Genomic DNA, 20,202 nt, shown 5'->3' on the forward strand with positions numbered 1-20,202 from the left:
CCCACCGCCGGCACCCCGGCCACCGCCGCGTCGGCCGCCGCCGGGCCGCCCGAGCCGGGTCCCCGGCTGCGGTACGCGGTCCGCCAGCTCGACGACGGCGGCCACCTCGACACGCTGCTCGACCAGCTGCCGTGGGAGGAGAAGCGGGTCGACGCGCCGCTCGGCCCCCGGCTGCTGGTCGTCCTCGCCGCCCGCCCGGAGCACCGGAACCTGGCCCGGGTGGAGGGGCTGCTGTCGTACGGGCTGTTCGACTGGGCGATCCGCGACCACGAGGCCCGCTTCGCGTACCTGCTGCTGCGCAGCCTGCCGCTGGCCGCCCAGGACCGGTGGCGGCAGCTCGACCAGGGCAGCTGGTTCGACCGGCTGGAGGAGAACATCCCCGCCGCCGACGTGCTCGGCGGCGGCTACACCGGCGTCGGCACCCTCGCCGAACCGCTGCAGCGGCGGCGGCGCAGCGCCGGGCAGGTCGACGCCGACCGGCTCGTCGCCGACATCCACCGGATCGTGCAGGGCGGCCTGGACGGGGTGAACGCCGTCGAGCTGGTCCGCCGGCTGATCGGCTACGACCGGCCCACCGGCGCGACCACCGGCCCGGACGCCCGGGGGCGGGAGGCGCTGCGGACCGCCGTGCACCGGCTGGACGCGCTACGCGACCTGGACCGCATCCTCGCCGCGCTGCCCGACGCGTACCTGACCCACGAGATGTGGCGGGCGGAGCTGCTCGACCTGCTCGCCCTGCGCGACCCGGCGCACCTGCAACGGCAGGCCCGCGGCCTGCTCGCGACCGGGCTGACCGACTGGGCGGTGAACCCCCGGGAGGCGTGGCTGGCGTTCCAGCTGGTGCGCAGCCTGCCGGTGGCCGACCAGGCCCGGCTGGCCGCCGAGGACCCGGACCGGTGGGCCCGGATGCAGTCCGGGATGACCCCGCAGATGCGCGCCTCACTCGCCGTCACCGCGATCTCCGGTCCGCGCCGCGTGGAGGCCCGCGACCAACTGCGTGACCGGCTGCGCGACGACCGGCTCTGGCGGGCCGGGCGGGTCACCGAGCTGCGGTCGCTGATCATCCAGGCGTACGCGCTGGACGACCGCCGCTGGGTGTTCCTGCGTTCCCGGGAGGTCCGCGCGGACCTGCTGCCCGCCCTGTCGACGCTGGTGGCGGAGCTGCGGCTCTACCACGCCACCCGGCGGCCCACATTCGACCCGGAGTCGTTGCGCACCGACGGCACGCCGACGGTGGTGGGTGACCTGGCCCGGCTCGTCGCGGTGGGGCTGAAGCTGCTGTTCCTCAGCCGCACCGGGCTGAGCCTGTTCACCGACGAGGTCACCGTCGACGAGTTCGACCTGCACGACGCCCAGTGGATCAGCGGCGACCTGGGCGGTGCCCGGTTGCGCGACACCGACCGGGAACGCGCCAACCGGTTGTCGCTGTCGCTGGACGCCCGGCAGGGGGTGCTGCGGATCAGGCTGCCCCGGCTGGAACTCGACGGGGTGAACCGCACCTTCACCGGCAGTTCGCTGCGCACCGGCCGGCTCACCCTGACCGACCTGGACATCGTCGCCTCGTTCTCCGACCGGGGTTACGAGCGGCCGGTCGGCGCGCAGGCCGGGATGGGCGCGTTGAGCGTCTCCGACGTGGTGTACGCCAGCGACGGGCTACCCGGCGGGCTGCTCGGGTTGACCCGGTTCGGCCTGTCCACGCTGGCCTTCCGGGCCGGGGCGACCGGTCAGGAGAACCTGACCGAGCCGGGCCGGCACGGCTGGGTCGGCATTCCGATCATCGATCCGCTGATCCACCTGCTGCACAACGTCATCGCGTTCTACGGCGGGCTGCCGTTCCTGTCCAAGATCAGCGACGCGTTGCTGGCCCCGTACACGGCGGGCGCGCCGTTCCTGGCCCAGCAGTTCACCTCGCTGACCGCCGGGGAGATCTTCACCCCGCTGGCCAACGCGACGATCGGGCTGCTCACCGACGGGGTGTTCCGGCCGCCACGGACGGTCGGCGAGCGGGTCACCGACGCGGTGGAGATGATGCACTCGCTGCGGGTCAGCTTCTCCAGCGCCACCGCCGAGGGGCTCTCCTTCGCCGGGCTGCAACAGATCGGCCGGATCGAGGTCGGCCGCACCCTGATCGGGGTGGCCACCAGCCTGCCGGCCCGGCTGCGCGCCGAGCAGGAGTCGCTGCGGCTGCGCCGCGACGCCGCCACCGGGGCCGGGCGCGCCACCCTGGACGAGCGGCTGCGCGCCGTCGACAGCCAGCTCACCGCGCTGGAGCCGGCGGAGCGGGAACTGGACCGGTTGGAGGCCCGGCACCGCTGGCACGCCGAGTCGCTGTCCGAGGCCGAACGCCGCCGACTGGTCGAACTCTCCGACCAACTGCGGCAGTCCGTCGGCGGGGCGATCGACGTCGGTGGCATCCGGGTCACCGGGCTGACCGGCCGGGTCGAGGCCGCCGGGGTGGAGATCGACCCGATCCACGCCGAGGCGTCCCTGCCGTCGCGCGCCGGGGAGTACCTGCCCGACGACGAGCTGATCACCCGGTTCCGCCGCGACCGCGTCCCGGCCGACGCCGCGACGACGGCCCGGGGCAGCACCGGGTCGGCCACCCTCACCGGGGTACGGCTGCTGCCCGGCCCGGCCGGCGCACCGGCGCTGCGGCTGACCGCCGGTGACCTGCCCACCCGCGCCGACGTCACCGCCCAGCTCGCCGCGCTGCCCGACGAGCCGCGCTGGGCGCAGCGGCGGGCGGAGCTGACCGGCTGGCTGACCGACCTGGACCGGCTACGGGAGTTGGAGTCGCTGGCCGCCGAGCCGGTCGACCCGGCCGGCCGCTATCTGCCGGGGCACCGCACCCGGGCCCAGGAGCAGGAGCTCCAGCTGCTGCGGGAGCGGGCCCGCCGGTACTTCGGGGTCACCGTCGGCGGGCTGACCGTCGGTGGGCTCGACGTCACCCTGGACCCGGCCACCCTCGGGGTGCAGGTGCGGCTGGCCGAGCTGACCGCCACCGACGTCCGGGCCGGGGCCACCGCCGTGGAACGGCTCGCGGCGTCCCGGCTGCGGGTACGGGCCGACCTCGACGCCGTCGGCGGTGGCCGGCTCCCCGCCGAACTGGCCGGCCCGGCCGCCGCCCAGGGGTTGCCGGTCGGCCGGACCGCCGTCGGTTTCGGGGTGGGTGAGCTGGCGGTGACCGGACTCTCCGGGCCGGGCGTGGAGGCCCAGCGGATCGCGTTCACCGCGCCGGCCCGCGCCGACGGCTCGCCCGGCGAGGCGATCCACGGGCGGGTGCTGCCCGACGGCGACGACCTGCGCCTGCCCGACCTGGTGGTGGAGCAGACCGAACTGACCGGGCTGGCGCTGAACTCCCCCGGCCGCAGCGTCTACGCGCGGGGCAGCACCCGGATCGGTCGGATGAGCCTCGACGTCCGAGTCCGCACCGGCGCGACCGCCACCGGCCGGCAGGTCCGCAACGCGCTGGTCCGCAACCTGGTCATCGAGCGGATCGACGCCGACCGGATCGGCATGGACGTCACCGATCCGGCGCCGGGGATGAGCGTCGAGGTGGTCTCCGGCGCGCTGGTCGGGGTGCGGCTGCGTGACCTCGAGGTGGACCTCACCGGCGCGGAGCTGACCTACAGCGGGCGGCTGACCGTCGGGCAGCTCGACCGGCTGCGGTTCAGCGTGGTCTCCCGCACGGTGCAGGGCGGTCCGACCACGATCACCGGCACCGTGGGCGGCCGGCCGACCGCCCCGAACGCCGCGTCGGTCACCGTGGACCTGGTCCGGTCCGGGCCGCACCAGGTCGACCCGGTGACCGGCCGGATCGTCAGCGACCCCACCGACAGCCAACGCATCCAGCTCGACGGGCTGACCCTCACCGACACCACCCTGCGGACCCCGGACGGCGCGGTCACCGTACGCCGGGCGGGGCTGGGTGGCCGGTTGGTCACCGAGCGGGCCGGCGGGCTGCGGTTCGAGGACGTCGGCCCGGCCCGGATCGAGCTGGGCGCGATCGACTGGCGGGCCGGGGACGGGCGGATCGTCTCCCGGGGGGCGACCGTGCTGGACGGGCTGACCGTCAGCGGTCGCTGGGACAGCACGCCGGAGCAGCGCGACGCCGCCGGTCGGGTCGTCCCGGCCACCGCCGCGCTGCACGTGGAGCGGCTGCACGTCGCCCGGATCACCGGGCGGGACCTGCGCTACCGCGACGGGGTGCTCGACGTCGGCCTCGGCCGGCCCGAACCGACCCCGGCCGGTGAGCCGGACCGGCCACCGCTGGAGATCCTCGACGTGGACCTGCGCGGCCTGCGCTGGTCGGCGGCGGCGGGGCTGACCGCCGGACGGCTCACCACCGGGGCGACCCGGGTGGAGATCGCCGGCCGGATCGACGCCGCGCTGCACGTCGACGGCGCGTTGTGGGCCGCCCAGATCACCCTCGCCTTCGGTCGGGGCGGCCGGGTCCAGGCCCGGGTGGTCGGCGGCGAGGGTCACCTCGGCGTCGGGCCCCGGCCGGGCGAACACGACCAGCACGTCGGCATCCAGGGGCTGGACACCGGTGTGGTCAGCATCGGCCCGGACCGGATCGAGATCGGCCCGGACGGGCAGCCGGGGCTGAGCCTGGCCACCATCTCGGTGGACGCGCTGAACTGGCAGGGCGTGGCGCTCGGCCTGCGCATCCCGCCGGGCGCGGGGGCGCTCAGCCTGCTCGGCATCAGCGCGCGGGCCCGGGTCGACCTGTGGCCGGCCGGCACCCCCGGCGGCCGGTTCCGCCGGCTGCTGCTGCGGGAGCTGGTGGTGCAGCAGACCCGGGCCGGCGGCCTGCTGGTGGACCTGCACGACGGCACCACGATCCGGCTCAGCCCGGACATCGAGGCGGTCCTCGGCGAGCTGCGGCTACTACCTGCCGCCGGGCAGGACGGCTTCCTGGTGGAGGCGACCCGCACGGCGGAGGGGATGCGTATCCTCGGCGGCCTGCGGATCGGGGCGATCGAGGCGGCCCGGGTCGGCTTCGACATCGGCACCTTCCTCTCCGGCGGCACGGCCGACTTCACCGCCGGTGGGCTGAGCGTCGACTTCCTCGACCACGGCGGGTTGCGGCTCAACCTGGCCCAGCCCACGTTGACCGCGATCAGCGCCCAGGTCACCGCCGATCCGCGCCGGCAACTGCTGTTTCTCGGCGCGCCGGCCGGCCGCCCCGAGTACGGGCTGCGGTTCACCGCGATCGGCTACGAGCAGGACCCGGCCGGACCGGACGGCACGGCGGCCCCCGGCCGGCGGATCGCCGTACGCGGTGGCGAGGTGACCGGGCTGACCTTCGCCGACAGCGGCCTCGGGTTGTACATCTTCGTCGAGCAGGGGCTGCTCGGCGACCTCACCCACGACCTGACCAGCGGCTCGGGTGAGCTGCCGTCGCTGGACATCCGCAACGCCCGGTTCGTGCTGGACCTGGCCACCATGCTGGGCGGCGGCTCCCCGGTCCCGGCCCCGCCGCCGGCCCGTACCACCAGCGCGCAGCGCCGGGCCGCCCTGGCCGGCAAGTGGGACGCCCTGGTGCGGGTGCTGGACGCCTACCGCATCGGTGAGGTGCTGGACAGCCTCAACGGGCACATCGACTTCGACGTCACCCACGACGGGTTCCTGTGGGGCGAGCGGAGCTGGGAGGTGCGGCTGGCGTTGCGCGACGGGGCGGTCGACTACCGCCGGCTCACCGGCGCGCTGCCGTGGTGGACGCCGGGCCGGTTCCTGGTCGAGGGCGACGACCTCGTCTACCGGGTGCACCTGCCCAGCTTCGGGCCGGAGGGCGCTCCCCCGCCGGACAGCGACGTCGACGTCCTGCGGTGGCAGCTCGACACCGGCGAGGTCAGCCAGGCCCGCACCGCGCACCTGGTGCGGCTCAACCGGCTGCTGCGACCGACCGCCGCCTCCCGCGACGACCTGCTGCACACCATCGCCGACGTGCAGAGCGACGAACCGTCCACCGGCCCGCCCGGCCGGTTGGCGATCGGCAACGTCGACGTGGACCTGTCGGTCAACAACCCCCGGGAGATCACCCTGCCGCTGGGCGGCAGCAACGAGATCGTGCTGGCCCCCGACGCGCTGGTGCACCTCGCCGTCGGCGGCGGGGTACGCCGGGCCGCCGGTGGCGTCGGCCGGCCGGGCCGGCTGCGGCCGGTGTCGTTGCAGAGCGCCACGGTGGCCCGGGTGAACCTGCTCTTCGACGGGCTCGGCCTGTCCACCGGGCAGATCCGGATCACCGACCTGACCGACTGCACCGTCGACTTCAGCGGGTTGGACCCGCTGTTGATGCAGGGCCGGATCACCCGGGCCGTGGCGGAGCGGATCCGCTGGCGGCGTCCCACCTCTGGAGGCACCCCGTGACCAGTCCCCTCAGCCCCCGACTGCTGCGCGCCGGTCTGGTCGTGCTCGACCCGGACAGCGGGCGCAGCCGCCGGGTGATCACCCTCCAGTACAACCCGGACGCGCTGACCCGGGGCTTCCAGCTCAAGACCGCCGGGGCCGAGGGTGGGGCCCGGGGCGAGGCGCTGCGGATCACCGGCCCACCGGTGCAGACGCTCACCCTGGAGGCCGACCTCGACGCCGCCGACCAGCTCACCGACCCGCAGACGGTGGAGCTGGGGCTGACCGCGCAGCTCGCCGCGCTGGAGTCGTTGGCCTACCCCAGCCTGGCCGCCGTGCAGGACGCGGCGGCGCTGCTGGCCGCCGGCACCCTGGAGGTGGTGCCGCCACCGGCGCCGCTGGTGCTGCTGGCGTTCGGACGACGCCGGCTCTGGCCGGTACGGATCACCGAGTTGACCATCACCGAGGAGGCGTTCGACCCGATGCTGAACCCGATCCGCGCCAAGATCCGGCTGGGTCTGCGGGTGCTGACCGTCAACGACGTGGGCACCGACGGCCGGGCCGGCGGCCTGGCCATGGCCGCCCACCAGCAGCTCGAACAGCTCGCCGGCCGGGCGCGCGGCGGGCGGCTGGCCGACCTCGGCATCGACCGGCTGCCATGAGCGACCCGACCGACACCGATCCGGCCCTGGTGGCCGCGCAGAGCCGGGTCGCGGAGACCCTCTTCGCCGCCACCGGCGCGGGTGGCGTCGGCCAGCCGACGCCGGGGGCCCTCTCGCCGGACAGCCGGTACGCCGCCGTGGGCACCACGGTCACCGTCGACCCGGAGACCGGCCAGGAGATCGTGCACCTGCGTCGCCGGTTCGTGCCGCCCGCCGAGCGGCTCGCCACCGCCGGCTGGGAACCGGTCGCCGACGGTGACCGGGTCGACCTGCTGGCCGCCCGTACGGTCGGCGACCCCACCGCGTTCTGGCAGCTCTGCGACGCCAACGGGGTGTTCGACCCGGCGGAGCTGACCCGTCCCGGCCAGGTGGTCCGGGTGGCCCTGCCCGAGGGGTTCCCGGGGAGCCTCGATGCCTAGCGGGGTGCGGTTGCAGGTGCTGATCGGGCCGCTGACCTTCCGACCGGCCCCGATGGAGCTGGTGGCGGCGGTGCAGGAGGCGCAGGTCACCCAGAACGCCGGGCAACGCTCGGGGTTCCAGCTGCGTCTCGCGCTGGGCCGGGGGTCGCTGGTGGAGCGGATGCTCGCCGACGGCAGCCTCGACCCGCCGACCCGGGTGCTGCTGGTGCTGCACGTCGACGGTCGGCCGCAGGTGCTCTCCGACGGGGTGGTGACCCGGCACGACGTGGCCCGCAGCAACGACGCGGGCGCGTCGACGCTCACCCTCACCGGGGTGGACGTCAGCCAGATGATGGACCTGATCGACCTGTCGGACCTGCCGATGCCGATGCCGGCGGAGGCCCGGGTGCTGACCCTGCTCGCCCCGTTCGCCGCGTACGGGGTGGCGCCGATGGTGGTGCCCAGCGTGCTGGTGTTCGCGCCGAACCCGGTGCAGCGGATTCCCGCCGTGCGCGGCACCACCTTCGCGTACGTGTCGCAGCTCGCCGACGAGGTGGGCTACACGTTCTATGTGGAACCGGGGCCCACCCCGGGGATGAACACCGCCTACTGGGGGCCGGAGGTGCGCGCCGGCCAGCCGCAGCCGGCGTTGACGGTCAACGCCGACGCGGGCGCGAACGTGGAGTCGTTGTCGTTCTCCTTCGACGGGGTGCAGAAGACCGTCTACCTGCTCACCGCGTTCCCCGAGCAGGTACGGGTGCCGATTCCGCTGCCGGTGCCGGACGTCAGCCCGCTCAACCCGCCGCTGGGCCGCAAGATCCCGATTCCGCTGTCGTACCGGCGGATGAACGTCGGGCGGTCCAACCCCGACGGCACCGACGACGCCACCGCCCGGATGGACGTCGTGCAGACCCTCGCCCGGGGCCTGGCCCGGGCCGCCCAGTCGGCGAACGTGATCACCGGGTCCGGTTCGCTGGACGTGCTGCGCTACGGCCGGCTGCTGCGCTGCCGCCGGCTGGTCGGGGTGCGCGGGGCGGGCCGCGCCTACGACGGCGAGTACGTGGTGCGCAGCGTGACCACCACGGTCAAGGCGGGCGAGGTCAAGCAGCGCTTCACCCTCGGCCGCAACGCCCAGGTCTCCATCTCCGGAAGGGCACAGCCATGACGACGAGGTATTACGGCAAGTATCGCGGCACGGTGGTCAACCACCTCGATCCGTTGCAGCAGGGCCGCATCCAGGTGACCGTCCCGGACGTCACGCTCCCCCCGTCGAGCTGGGCGATGCCCTGCTTCCCGCTGGCCGGCATCCAGGCGGGCATGTTCGCCGTGCCGTTGCCGGGCACCGGGGTGTGGGTGGAGTTCGAGCAGGGCGACGCCGACCATCCGATCTGGACGGGCTGCTGGTACGGCTCGAAGGCGGAGATCCCGGCGCTGGTGTCGTCGGCCCCGCCGCCCACCCCGCCGATCGTGTTGCAGACCCCCGGCCAGGCCACCCTGATGATCTCCGATGCTCCCGGCCCGACCGGCGGCATCCTGCTCAAGACGCTGACCGGGGCGATGATCTCGATCAACGACACCGGGATCATCATCTCCAACGGCAAGGGTGCCTCGGTGACCCTGGTCGGGCCGACCGTCGCGGTCAACCAGACCGCGTTGACGGTGACCTGATGCCCGGCCCGTTGCTGCACGTCGGCGCCGTGCTGACCTGCCCGCACACCGGTCCGGTCACCCCGCAGACCGGCAACGCGCGGGTGCTGGTCAACGGCCTGCCGGTGGTCACCGCCACCGACGCGTACCCGGTCACCGGGTGCACCCTCCAGGTGCCGGTGGGCGCGGGCACGAAACCGCAGCCCTGCGTCCAGCTCCAGTGGACCACCCCGGCGGCCCGGGTGCTGGTCAACGGGCAGCCGCCGGTGCTCGGCACCAGTGTCGGGCTCGGGGTCAGCGCGGAGGGCATCCCGCAGGGGCCGCCGACGGTGGCCGGCGTGCAGGTCCGGGCGGTGGCGTCATGACGTACCCGGCGTTTCCGTGGCGGCCGGACAACCGGGGCCGCTCCGGCCTGGCCGGCCCGGACCGGCACGTCGCCGACCTGGTGGAGGCGGTGCTGTTCACCGCGCCCGGGGAGCGGGTGAACCGGCCCGACTTCGGCGCCGGTCTCGGCCAGCTGCTGTTCGCCCCGGTCGACGACGCGGTGGTGGGCACCGCCGAGTTGCAGGCCCGCAGCGCGTTGCAGCGCTGGCTCGGCGAACTGATCGAGGTGGACGACGTCCGGGTCGACCTGGCCGAGGCGGCGGTGCGGGTGCACGTCGAGTACCGGCTGCGGGCCACCGGCCGACCGGCGCAGGTGTCGGTGGAGAGGGGTGCGGGATGAGCGTGCGCTGCGACGACGACGAGCGGCGGGCCGAGGTGGCCCGGCCGGGCAGCGCGTTCAACGGCATCGACTGGGTCGAGGTGGACGCCGCCGACCAGCGGCTGCTGCACGTCGGTTTCCTGCACCCGCTGCCCGGCCAGACCGGCGGGGTGCCCGCCGGTGCGCCGCTGACGGTGGGGAACGTGGTGGTCGACGGCGGGGTCCGGATCACCGGCGTGCGGGTGCTCAGCGTCGCCGCCGCCGGGGCGGAGCTGACCGTCCGGGTGGACCGGGCCGGTGACTTCTCCCCGTACACCCTGCGGTTGGTGCGCTCGGCGGTGGACGACCGGGTGCCGCCCGGCTTCGACCCGGTGCTGTCGGCGCAGGGTTTCTCGTTCAAGGCCAACTGCCCCAGCGACCTGGACCCGGCGCCGGCCGCCCCGCCGGTGCCGCCACCGCCGGCGACCACCGCGCCGGCCGACTACCTGGCCAGGGACTACGCCGGGTTCCGGCGGCTGATGCTCGACCGGCTCGCCGCCCTGCCCGGCGGCGTCGACCGGCACCCGGCCGACCCGCTGGTCACGGTGGTGGAGGCGTTGGCCCACGTGGCCGACCGGCTGTCCTACCGGCAGGACGCCGCCGGCACCGAGGCCTACCTGGGCACCGCCCGCAGCCGGATCTCGGTACGCCGGCACGCCCGGCTGCTGGACTACGCGGTGCACGACGGCTGCGCGGCCCGCGCCTGGCTCAGCGTGCGGGTGGCCGCCGGATCGGACGTGGAGAGCCGGGGCCTGCCCGCCGGGACGCCGGTGCTGGCCGCCGACCGGGCCACCCCGGCGGTACGGCCCGCCGACGCGGCGGCGCTGCTGGCCGGCGGTGCGACCGGTTTCGAGACGTTGACCCCGCTCGCCCCCCGGGCCGCCCGCAACGAGATCGCCCTGTACGTGTGGGGCGGCCGGGACTGCGGCCTGCCCGCCGGGGCGACCCGGGCCACCCTGGTCGACCTGCCCGCCACCGGCCTGGCCGCCGGTGACCTGCTGCTGCTGGAGGAGGTGCTCTCCCCGCACACGGGTCGACGCGCCGACGCCGACCCCACCCACCGGCAGGTGGTCCGCCTGGTGTCGGTACGCCCCACCACCGACCCGGTGACCGGGGTGGCCGTGCTGGAGGTCGGATGGAGCGCCGCCGACCGGCTGGCGTTCCCGCTGACCGTCACCGCCTCCGTCGCCGGCACGGGCACCGACCACCTGGTGACCTGTGCGGTGGCCCGCGCCAACCTGGTGGCCGTCCAGCACGCCAGCGCGGTGTCCGGGCAGCTCCCGCCGGCCGCCGAGCACCGGTGGCGGCCGGTGCTGACCGACGAACCGGTCGCCGCGGCGGTGCCGTTCACCACCGACACCCCGGCCAGCCAGGCCCTCGACCAGGACCCGCGCGCCGCGGTGCCGCTGATCCGGTTGGAGACCGCCGAGGGCAGTTGGCGGCCCCGCCGGGACCTGCTCAGCGCCGACCGCTTCGACCAGGGTTTCGTCCCGGAACGGGAACGCGACGGCCGGGTGAGCCTGCGCTTCGGCGACGACGTGTCGGGACGGCGGCCGCCGGCCGGCACGGTCTTCCAGGTCGCCTGGTGGCGCGGCGGCGGCGCGGCCGGCAACCTCGGCCACGACGCGCTGACCACCCTGGTCACCGACCGGGTCGGGCTGCTCGCCGCGACCAATCCGCTGCCCGCCGTCGGCGGCACCGACCCGGAGGACGTCGAGCACGCCCGGCAGCACGCCCCGGTCGCCTTCGCCACCCAGGAACGGGCGGTCACCACCGCCGACTGGGTGGCGGCGGCGCGACGGCTGCCCGAGGTGGCCAACGCCACCGCCCGGGTCCGCTGGACCGGCTCCTGGTGGACGGTGTTCCTCACCCTCGACCTGACCGGCGGGCAGCGGCTCACCGACGAACCGGAGCTGGCCCGCCGGCTGGCCGGGCGGCTCGACCGGTTCCGGGTCGCCGGCTACGACCTGCAACTGCGCGACCCGGTGGACCTGCCGGTGGAGCTGCGGCTGTGGGTGTGCGTCACCCCGGGGGCGTTCCGCTCCGACGTGCGCCGGGCCCTGCTGGACCTCTTCTCCGCCCGGGACCTGCCGGGCGGGGCGCGCGGGTTCTTCCACCCCGACCGGTTCAGCTTCGGCACCCCGCTGTACGTCAGTCAACTGCTGGCCGCCGCGGTCACCGTCCCCGGGGTCACCGACGTGCGGGTGACCGAGCTGCACCCGGTGGGGGTGGCCGCCGGCGGGGAACTGGACGCCCGGGTGCTGCGGGCCGGCGACACCGAGGTGATCCGCCTCGACAACGATCCCAGCGTGCCGGAGCACGGCATCCTGCACCTCGACCTGGTGGGTGGACTGTGACGTCACGAGTGGGCCGGGAACCCAATCCGCCCGGCCGGGCCGCCATCGGGTACCGGTTGGGCCGGCAGGCGGACTTCGCCGCCGAGCTGGTCGACCGGCTCTCCGGCCGGCCGGAGCTGGCCGGGCTGACCACCCGGGAGGTCGACGACCCGGCGGTGGCGCTGCTGCACGCCTGGGCGGGCACGCTGGACGTGCTCGCCTTCTACCAGGAGCGGATCGCCAACGAGGGTTTCCTCGGCACCGCCACCGAGCGCGGTTCGGTGCTGATGCTGGCCCGCGCGATCGGCTACGAGCTGCGCCCCGGGGTGGCCGCGACGACGTGGCTGTCGTTCACCGTCACCGCCACCCCCGGCGCCCCGGAGGGGGTGCCGATCCCGGTGGGCAGCCAGGCGCAGAGCGTGCCCGGCCCCGGCGAGCTGCCGCAGGTCTTCGAGACGGTGGCCCCGCTGCTGGCCCGCCCGGAGCTGAACGCGGTGGGGCTGCGGGTCACCGCGCCCCACGCGCCCCGGCCCGGTGACGACACCCTGCACCTGGCCGGCACCGACACGGTGCTCACCCCGGGCACCGCGCTGCTGGTGCTCGGCCCCGACTGGTACGACGTGCGCCGGGTGCGCTCGGCCACGGCGGTGCTGCCGGCGGTGGTGGCCGCGTCCGACGGCGGCGCGCTGGTGCCGGCGTACACGGTGGTCGGGTTGGACGCGGCGGTGACCGCCCAGCCGCTCGGCACGGAGCTGCGCCAGTCGGGACGGGAGGTGCAGGTGCACCTGCTGACGCAGCGGGCGGCGCTCTTCGGCCACCAGGCGCAGCCGTGGTCGGCGTTGCCGGTGGCGTTGCGGGTCGGCGAGGTGAACCCGGGCACCAACCAGGTGCTGCCGGGTGCGTACGCCACCCGCAAGGACAGCTGGGTCGACGCCCCGCTGGGCAAGGACGAGCGGGCGCTGCACCTGGACCAGTCGTACCCGTCGATCCTGGCCGGGTCGTGGCTGGTGTTGGAGACCGCCGGGGTGCCGCAGGTGCGTCGGGTCGACGCGGTGGCGGAGCTGCCGGTCGCCGACTTCGGCATCGCCGCCCGTACCACCCGGGTCACCGTGGCCGGCGGCGACTCGAACACCTTCACCCGGCGGACCACCACCGTGCTCGGCGGCAGCCGGCTGCTCCCGACGACCGCCCCGCCGCTGACCGCCCCGCTGGCCGCGACCGCGACCCTGGAGCTGGCCCGGCCGACGCCCGGACTGGAACCGGGCCGGCCGCTGGTGCTCACCGGCGTCGACCCGGACGGCGGGCCGGTCGGCGAGGTGGTGACGGTGCTGCGGGTGCGGGACGCGACCACGGTGGACCTGACCGCGACCGTGACCCGACGCTACCGGCGGGACAGCGTCCGGGTGCTGGGCAACGTGACACCGGCGACCCACGGGGAGAGCCGGGCCGAGGTGCTGGGCAGCGGCGACGCGCGGCAGGCGTTCCCCCGGTTCACGCTGCGGCACGCGCCGTTGACCCACGTGCCGGCGGCGACCGCGAGCGGCTCCCGTACCACCCTCGCGGTCTGGGTCGACGGGGTGCGCTGGCAGGAGGTGCCGGCCCTGCTCGGGCAGGCCCCCACCGCCCGGGTCTACACCGTGCGCCGGGCCGACGACGGCGTCGTGACGGTCACCTTCGGCGACGGCCTGACCGGGGCGCGGCTGCCCACCGGGCGGGACAACGTGGTGGCCACCTACCGCAGCGGCGTCGGACGGTCGGCCGACCTCGCGCCGGGCCGGTTGACGATCCCGCTGTCCCGGCCGCTGGGCCTGATGGAGGTGGGCAACCCGGTGCCGGCCGCCGGGGCCGACGACCCGGAGGGGGTGGACCGGGCCCGCCGCAACGCGCCGCTGGCGGTCCGCACCCTGGGCCGGGTCGTCTCGCTGGACGACCACGCCGACTTCACCCGCGCCTTCGCCGGGATCGGCAAGGCCCGCGCGGACCTGGTCTGGGACGACGCCCGGCAGCTCGTCCTGCTCACCGTCGCCGGCCCGGACGGGGCGGAGATCCCGCCGGACGCGCCGGTCCGCGCCGACCTGCTGCGGGCGCTGGACGCCGCCCGCCAGGCGTCGGTGCCGGTGCGCATCCTCGGTCACCACCGGCGTCGGGTGGCGGTGACCGCGCGGCTGCTGCTCACCCCCGGGTACCGGTTCGCGGCGGTCTCGGCCGCCGCCCGCGCGGCGCTGGTCACCGGGTTCAACTTCGATGCCCGCGACTACGCGCAACCGGTACGCGCCAGCGAGGTGCAGGCGCTGCTGCACCGGGTGCCCGGCGTCGCGGCGGTCGTGCTGGAGCTGCTGTACGACGCCGGGCAGGCACCGGCCCGGCTCGACGTGATCACCGCAGCGCCGGCCCGTCGGGTCGGTGACGTGCTGCTACCCGCCGATCTGCTCACCGTGGACGCCGGTGACGTCACCCTGCTGGAGGCATCGTGAGGGTCGAGGAGATCTGGGGCCTGCTACCGGCCGCCCTGCGCAGCCGGGACGAGGCCGCCGGCGGGATGCTGCGCGCCCTGGTGGAGGTGCTGGCCGGCCAGGCCGCCGCGCTCGACGCCGACATCGACCAGCTCACCGACGACTGGTTCGTGGAGACCTGCGCCGAGTGGGTGGTGCCCTATCTCGGTGAGCTGGTGGGGGCGGGTCAGCTGCATCCGCTGGCCGACGGCGGCGGGCTGTCCGACCGGGCCCGGGTCGCCGACACGATCCGGTTCCGCCGGCGCAAGGGCACCGCCGCCGCCCTGGAGGAGCTGACCCGGGCCAACACCGGCTGGAGCGCCGCCGTCGTCGAGTTCTTCGAACGGCTGGTCGCCACCCAGCACGTCAACCACGTCCGGGATGCGCCGGCCACCGCGTCGATCCGGGACGCCGCACCGTTGGAGCTGGTCGGCGGGCCGTTCGAGACGGTCTGCCGGACGGTGGACGTGCGGGCGATGGACACCGGGACCGGCCGCCCCAACATCGGCCACATCGGCCTGTACGTGTGGCCGCTGCCGTCGTACCGGCTGGACCGGGCGACGGCCGCGCCGGTCGTGACGCCGTCGGACGGCCGGTGGTGGATCGACCCGGTGGGGGTGGGCCGGCAGTTGACCGGGCCGACGGTGACCGAGCCGGACATCGACCACCGGGCCGACGAGGCGAACGTGCCCGGTCCGCTGCGCCGTCGGCCGCTGCGCGACGAGTTGGCGGCGCTGGCCTCGGACAGCCCGCCGTCGGCGGAGCAGCGGCGCTGGTTCCGCGACGACGACCCGTCGTTCGTGGTGTGGATCCAGCCCACCCCGGCCGACGAGCTGCGCCCGGTGCCGCTGGACCTGCTGCGGATCTGCGACCTGGCCGGCTGGGAGCTGCCGACCGGCAGCGTGGTGCGGGTCGACCCGGTGCGCGGCCGGATCACGGTCGCCGCCGGCCGGCCGGTGCACCGCCTCGCGGTCTCCTGGTGGTACGCGTTCAGCGCCGACGTCGGTGCCGGCCCGTACCCGCGCCGGGGTGACCTGGGGGCGGCGGACGGGCCGGTGGACTGGCAGCTCGCGGTGAGCGTGACCGAGCCGCCGCAGGCCGGGGAGGTGGTCGCCTCGCTGGGTGAGGCGGTGACCGCCTGGCACGACTTCCAGGCCGCGCACCCGGGCAGCACCGGCCGGATCGTGGTGCTGGACAGCCACCGCTACCGGGAGAACCTGTCGGTGCGGGTGGGGCAGGGCAGCCGGTTGAGCGTGCTGGCCGCGCAGTGGCCCCGGCCGCCGGACCGGCCCCGCCGGCAGGGCGACCTCGACCCGGTCGGGGTGCGGCCCTGCCTGCTGGGCGCGTTGGCGGTCACCGGGGTCGGCGTCGGGGACCGCCCGGGTGAGCTGGTCGTCGACGGACTGCTGGTCGCCGGGGCGGTGACCGTCACCGCGCCCGCCGGGGGTGGGCCGGGCCTGGGCCTGGTCGAGCTGCGGCACTGCACCCTCGGGCCGGCGGCGACCGGGCTCAGCGTCACCGCCGGCAACGACCGGACCCGGGTGGTGGTACACCGCTGCGTGACCGGAGCGCTGACCACCACCGACGGCCCGCTGACCGTGACCGACTCGCTGGTGCACGGCACGGTGGCCGCCGGGGACGCGGCGGCGGAGCTGACCGGGGTGACGGTGCTGGGCGCCACCACGGCGCGGGTGCTGACCGCCACGGACTGCCTGTTCGACCAGCCGGTGACGGTGGCCCGCCGGCAGCAGGGGTACGTCCGGTTCAGCTACCTGCGGCCCGGCTCGGTCACCCCGCGCCGCTACCGCTGCCAGCCGGACCTCGCCCAGCAGGCCCACCCCGACGACCCGGACGTGGCCACCCGGGTCGGGCCGGCGTGGGCGAGCACCCGCTACGGCGACGCCACCTACGGCCGGCTGGCCGCCACCGCCGCGCTGGAGCTGCGTACCGGTGCGGAGTCCGGGGCCGAGCTGGGGGCGTTCCGTCGTGCCGTGACCCCGCAACGTCTGCACAACCTCACCCTCGCGCTGGCGGAGTACCTGCCGCTGGGGCGGGTGGCCGCTGCCCTGCCCGTCCTGCCGACCGGAGGAACCACACCATGAAGGGCGACATCAGCCGCGTCACGTTCGACCAGCGGCGGCACGCGACGAGCGTCCGCAAGCAGCAGGGCCGGGTCGACCTGGACGCGGACTGGAACGAACAGCAGGACATCCAGGCGCACCTGCGGGCCACCGCGCTGACCGACGTGGTCGGCGCGGCGGGCGCGCCGCTGGTCGGCGCGGCGTTCGGGTTGACCGGCGGGGCCGACCTGAAGCTGTCGGCCGGCCGCTACTACCTCGACGGGGTGCTCTGCGAGAACGACACCCCGGTCTCCGTGTTCGCCCAGCCGGACCTGCCGGCTGCCGGGCCGTTCGTCCGTAGGCTCGACGGCACCTGGCTGGCCGCCGGCGCCCCGGTGCCGCCGGGGGTCTACGCGGCGTGGCTCCAGGTGTGGTCGCAGCACGTGACGGCGATCGAGGATCCGGCGCTGCGGGAGGTGGCCCTCGGCGGGCCGGACACCACCACCCGGCTGCGGACCGTGTGGCAGGTGCGGCTGTTGCAGGCCGGGCCGCCGAACACCCCGGTCGGCTGCGCGGACACCCCGCCCGGTTGGGCGGAGCTGACCGCCGCCTCGACCGGCACCCTCGCGGTCCGCGCCGATCCGACGGGCAGCTCCGGCGGTGACTGCGTGATCCCGACCGGGTCGCCGTACACCGGGTTGGACAACCAGTTCTACCGGGTGGAGATCCTCACCGGCGGGGCGCCCGGCACGGCCGGTTACGTCTGGTCCCGGGACAACGCCGCCACGGTGGCGACCTGGGAGAGCATCGACGTGGACGTGCTGACCGTGAAGGTGCCCGGCCGGGACGGCAGCGCCGGCTTCACCAACGGCTCCTGGGTGGAGCTGACCGACGACGGCCGGGAGCAGAACGCCCTGCCGGGCACGCTGGTGCAGGTCGACCGGGTGGAGGGGGACCGGATCGTGATCCGGCCGGGCACCGCCACCGGCAGCCTCGACCGGGCCGACTTCCCGTCCCGGCCCCGGGTCCGCCGCTGGGACGGCCGGGGCACCGTGCCGGCCGGCGGCGGCGAACTGGACCTGGAACTCGGCATCAAGATCCGGTTCTCGGCGGTGGGCAGCTTCCGCACCGGCGACTGGTGGTCGTTCCCCGCCCGCTCGGCGGTGCACGACGTGCAGTGGCCCCGGGTCGGCACCACGCCCGTCGCGCAGACCCCGCACGGGCCGCGCCGGGCGCACGGCCGGATCGGCGTCGTGAGCTGGGACGGCAGCCAGTGGAGTGTGCTGCGCGACTGCCGGCCGGTGTTCGCCCCGCTGACCGGGCAGGCCACCCTGAGCCTGCTCGGCGGGGACGGCCAGGAGGCGGTGCCGGTGCCGGGCAACCCGGCGACCCTGGTGCCGCTGGGGCACGACCTGGTCACCGGGGTGGCCATGGGCGGCCAGCCGGTCGCCAAGGCCCGGGTCCGGTTCACCGTCACCGGCGGGGCGGGCCGGCTCACCGCCGGGGCGGTCACCGCCGTCACCGTCACCGTGGAGACCGGCACCGACGGGCGGGCCCGGTGCGCCTGGCAACTCGACTCGGCCGCCGCCACCCAGGAGGTCACCGCCCAACTCCTCGACGAGGCCGGCCAGCCGGTCCACCTGCCGGTGACCTTCACCGGCGCGCTGTCGCGCGCCGACCGGGTGTCGTACGACCCGACCGGGCGGCCGTCGCTGGCCGGGGCGACCACCGTGCAGGCCGCCATCAACCAGCTCGCCGCGTCCGCCACCGGTGGCTGGGCGACGATCACCATCCGGCCCGGCATCGACTGGGTGCAGGCGCTCAACACGCTGCCCGCCGGGGACGTGCTGATCTGCTTCGCCCCCGGCCTCTACACCAGCACCGTGCCGGTCACCTTCACCGGCCGGGCCAACATCCGGGTGCTGGGCAGCGGGCCGGCCAGCCGCATCCGGGTGCAGGGCCAGGAGTACGCGCTGATGTTCGTCAACTGCGGCACCGTGTCGGTGGCGCAGCTGGCGGTGGAGACCCCCGGCCCGGCCGACGTGCAGGGGCGGCTCGGGCCGGTCTCGGCGATCAACTGCGCCGAGGTGACGATCGACCAGTGCCAGCTGACCGGGGTGGCCGGCGCGTCGCCGCGGAGCACCTGCCTGACCGTCCGCAACGACCAGGGCACCCCGCCGGGGAAGGTCCGGGTGCTCGACTCGGACTTCCTCGTCGGTCACGGCCAGCAGGGGGTGCTGCTGGTAAACCCGGACCACGCCGTGGTCACCCGGTGCCGGTTCTCCTGCCCGCCCCGGCCGGCCTCGCTGACCCTGGCCGAGCTGGTCAAGGACGAGAAGTTCCGCAGTCAGCTCGCCGCCCAGCTGGTGGGCCGGCTCGCCCTGGACCGGGACGACCGGCTGGAGACGGGCGAGTGGAACACGGCGTTGCGGGTCGGTCGGTGGGGTGTCCGGATGAACTCGATGGTCCCGCTGAGTGAGTGGAAGACCCTGTCCACGTTGCGCCCGCCGACCGCCGAGGAGTTGCGTACCGCGCAGGGCGCCGGAGCGTACGTGCTGCGGCTGGCGGACGCCGCCACCGAGGACCCGGCCCAGCTGCCCTCGTACAAGCGGCAGCTCGCCTCGCTCAAGGGGCGGCTCGGGCAGAACGCCGGGCGGATCTTCGACACCGACGAGGGTCGCAAGACGCTGCGGGACTACCTGGTCGGTGAGGGCATCGACGTGCGGGAGGCCGACGACATCGCCCGGGACCGCCGTGAGGTGGCGCTGCCCGTGCCGGGGGCGAGCCTGCGGTTCGACTCGGCGTTGAGTCAGGGCGCCTGGGAGGCGGCGGTGGCGGCGTCGCCCCCGTCGCGTCCGGTGCAGACCCCGTCGGCGGCGGCCCGGCACCTGCGGGGTGTCGCCGACCGGATCCTGCTGGAGCCCGCCTTCGGCGAGAAGTACGCCGGCGGCTACCGGCAGGAGCTGACCGCGGCGGCGGAGGTGTCGGTGGGGGCCTGCGCGGTGGTGATCGGCGGTGGCACGGCCGTCGGCGACGTCGAGGTCTCCGACTGCCGCATCGACCAGATCGCCGAGGGCGTGCACATCGGTGTGTCGTACCACAAGGGACCGCCGATCCAGGCCCGCACGATCCGGGTCACCGGCAACGACATCCACCTCTACGCGGCGTGGTGGCGCAACGCGAGCACGATCCGGGGCATCAAGATCGGCAGCATCCGCAACGTGTTCGTCTCGGACAACCGGATCTCGGTGGCCGCCGGGACCGGCGTCGGCATCTGGGCCTTCGCCGCGGGCGGCCCGATCATGGCGATCCGCGACAACCTGGTGCAGAACTGCGAGCCGGCGATCCTGTGCAACCCGTCCTGGTCGGGGGCACCGGCCAAGCGGCTGTGGTCGGTCACCGACAACGTCTCGCTCAACGGCGCCATCCAGGTGGGTGGGGGTGCGCGCAGCACCGGCAACGTCAGTTGAGCTGTCACAAGGGCGACTGCGTCGGCCCGGCACGCGGGCCTACG

The 20,202-nt window shown here is 75.5% G+C and carries 11 protein-coding genes; all 11 read left to right on the forward strand.

From position 1 onward, the window contains the following. The coding region (locus tag H1A17_RS24810) for a hypothetical protein (protein WP_228544174.1) at positions 1-6,372 on the forward strand (6,372 nt) is incomplete at its 5' end. After that, positions 6,369-7,013, forward strand: coding sequence for a hypothetical protein (locus H1A17_RS24815; protein ID WP_088645885.1), 645 nt, complete (start codon positions 6,369-6,371; stop codon positions 7,011-7,013). The genes H1A17_RS24810 and H1A17_RS24815, both read left to right, overlap by 4 nt. Then, positions 7,010-7,432, forward strand: a complete 423-nt coding sequence (locus H1A17_RS24820; protein ID WP_228544175.1) for a hypothetical protein — start codon at positions 7,010-7,012, stop codon at positions 7,430-7,432. Before H1A17_RS24815 ends, H1A17_RS24820 begins: the two co-directional genes overlap by 4 nt. After that, positions 7,425-8,576 carry a hypothetical protein gene (locus H1A17_RS24825; protein ID WP_194823013.1) on the forward strand — a complete coding sequence of 384 codons (1,152 nt, stop codon included), beginning with the start codon at positions 7,425-7,427 and terminating at the stop codon, positions 8,574-8,576. Before H1A17_RS24820 ends, H1A17_RS24825 begins: the two co-directional genes overlap by 8 nt. Continuing rightward, on the forward strand, positions 8,573-9,079 hold the full coding sequence (locus H1A17_RS24830; protein WP_145920141.1) for a phage baseplate assembly protein V: 507 nt from the start codon (positions 8,573-8,575) through the stop codon (positions 9,077-9,079). The genes H1A17_RS24825 and H1A17_RS24830 overlap by 4 nt, the downstream gene beginning before the upstream one ends. Continuing rightward, a complete protein-coding gene (locus H1A17_RS24835) occupies positions 9,079-9,423 on the forward strand; it encodes a hypothetical protein (protein WP_194823014.1) in 345 nt (114 codons plus the stop codon). Before H1A17_RS24830 ends, H1A17_RS24835 begins: the two co-directional genes overlap by 1 nt. Continuing rightward, positions 9,420-9,782: a GPW/gp25 family protein gene (locus H1A17_RS24840; protein ID WP_194823015.1), complete on the forward strand. Its 363-nt coding sequence runs from the start codon at positions 9,420-9,422 to the stop codon at positions 9,780-9,782. Before H1A17_RS24835 ends, H1A17_RS24840 begins: the two co-directional genes overlap by 4 nt. Further along, positions 9,779-12,157 carry a baseplate J/gp47 family protein gene (locus H1A17_RS24845; RefSeq protein ID WP_194823016.1) on the forward strand — a complete coding sequence of 793 codons (2,379 nt, stop codon included), beginning with the start codon at positions 9,779-9,781 and terminating at the stop codon, positions 12,155-12,157. Before H1A17_RS24840 ends, H1A17_RS24845 begins: the two co-directional genes overlap by 4 nt. Continuing rightward, complete coding sequence (locus H1A17_RS24850) at positions 12,154-14,610, forward strand: putative baseplate assembly protein (RefSeq protein WP_194823017.1); 2,457 nt, start codon at positions 12,154-12,156, stop codon at positions 14,608-14,610. The genes H1A17_RS24845 and H1A17_RS24850 overlap by 4 nt, the downstream gene beginning before the upstream one ends. Then, a complete protein-coding gene (locus H1A17_RS24855) occupies positions 14,607-16,730 on the forward strand; it encodes a phage tail protein (protein ID WP_194823018.1) in 2,124 nt (707 codons plus the stop codon). Before H1A17_RS24850 ends, H1A17_RS24855 begins: the two co-directional genes overlap by 4 nt. Beyond that, on the forward strand, positions 16,727-20,158 hold the full coding sequence (locus H1A17_RS24860) for a DUF6519 domain-containing protein (RefSeq protein ID WP_194823019.1): 3,432 nt from the start codon (positions 16,727-16,729) through the stop codon (positions 20,156-20,158). The genes H1A17_RS24855 and H1A17_RS24860 overlap by 4 nt, the downstream gene beginning before the upstream one ends. Positions 20,159-20,202: the final 44 nt, after the last annotated feature.

The sequence above is a fragment of the Micromonospora sp. S-DT3-3-22 genome (assembly GCF_015354745.1).
Lineage (GTDB): Bacteria > Actinomycetota > Actinomycetes > Mycobacteriales > Micromonosporaceae > Micromonospora > Micromonospora wenchangensis.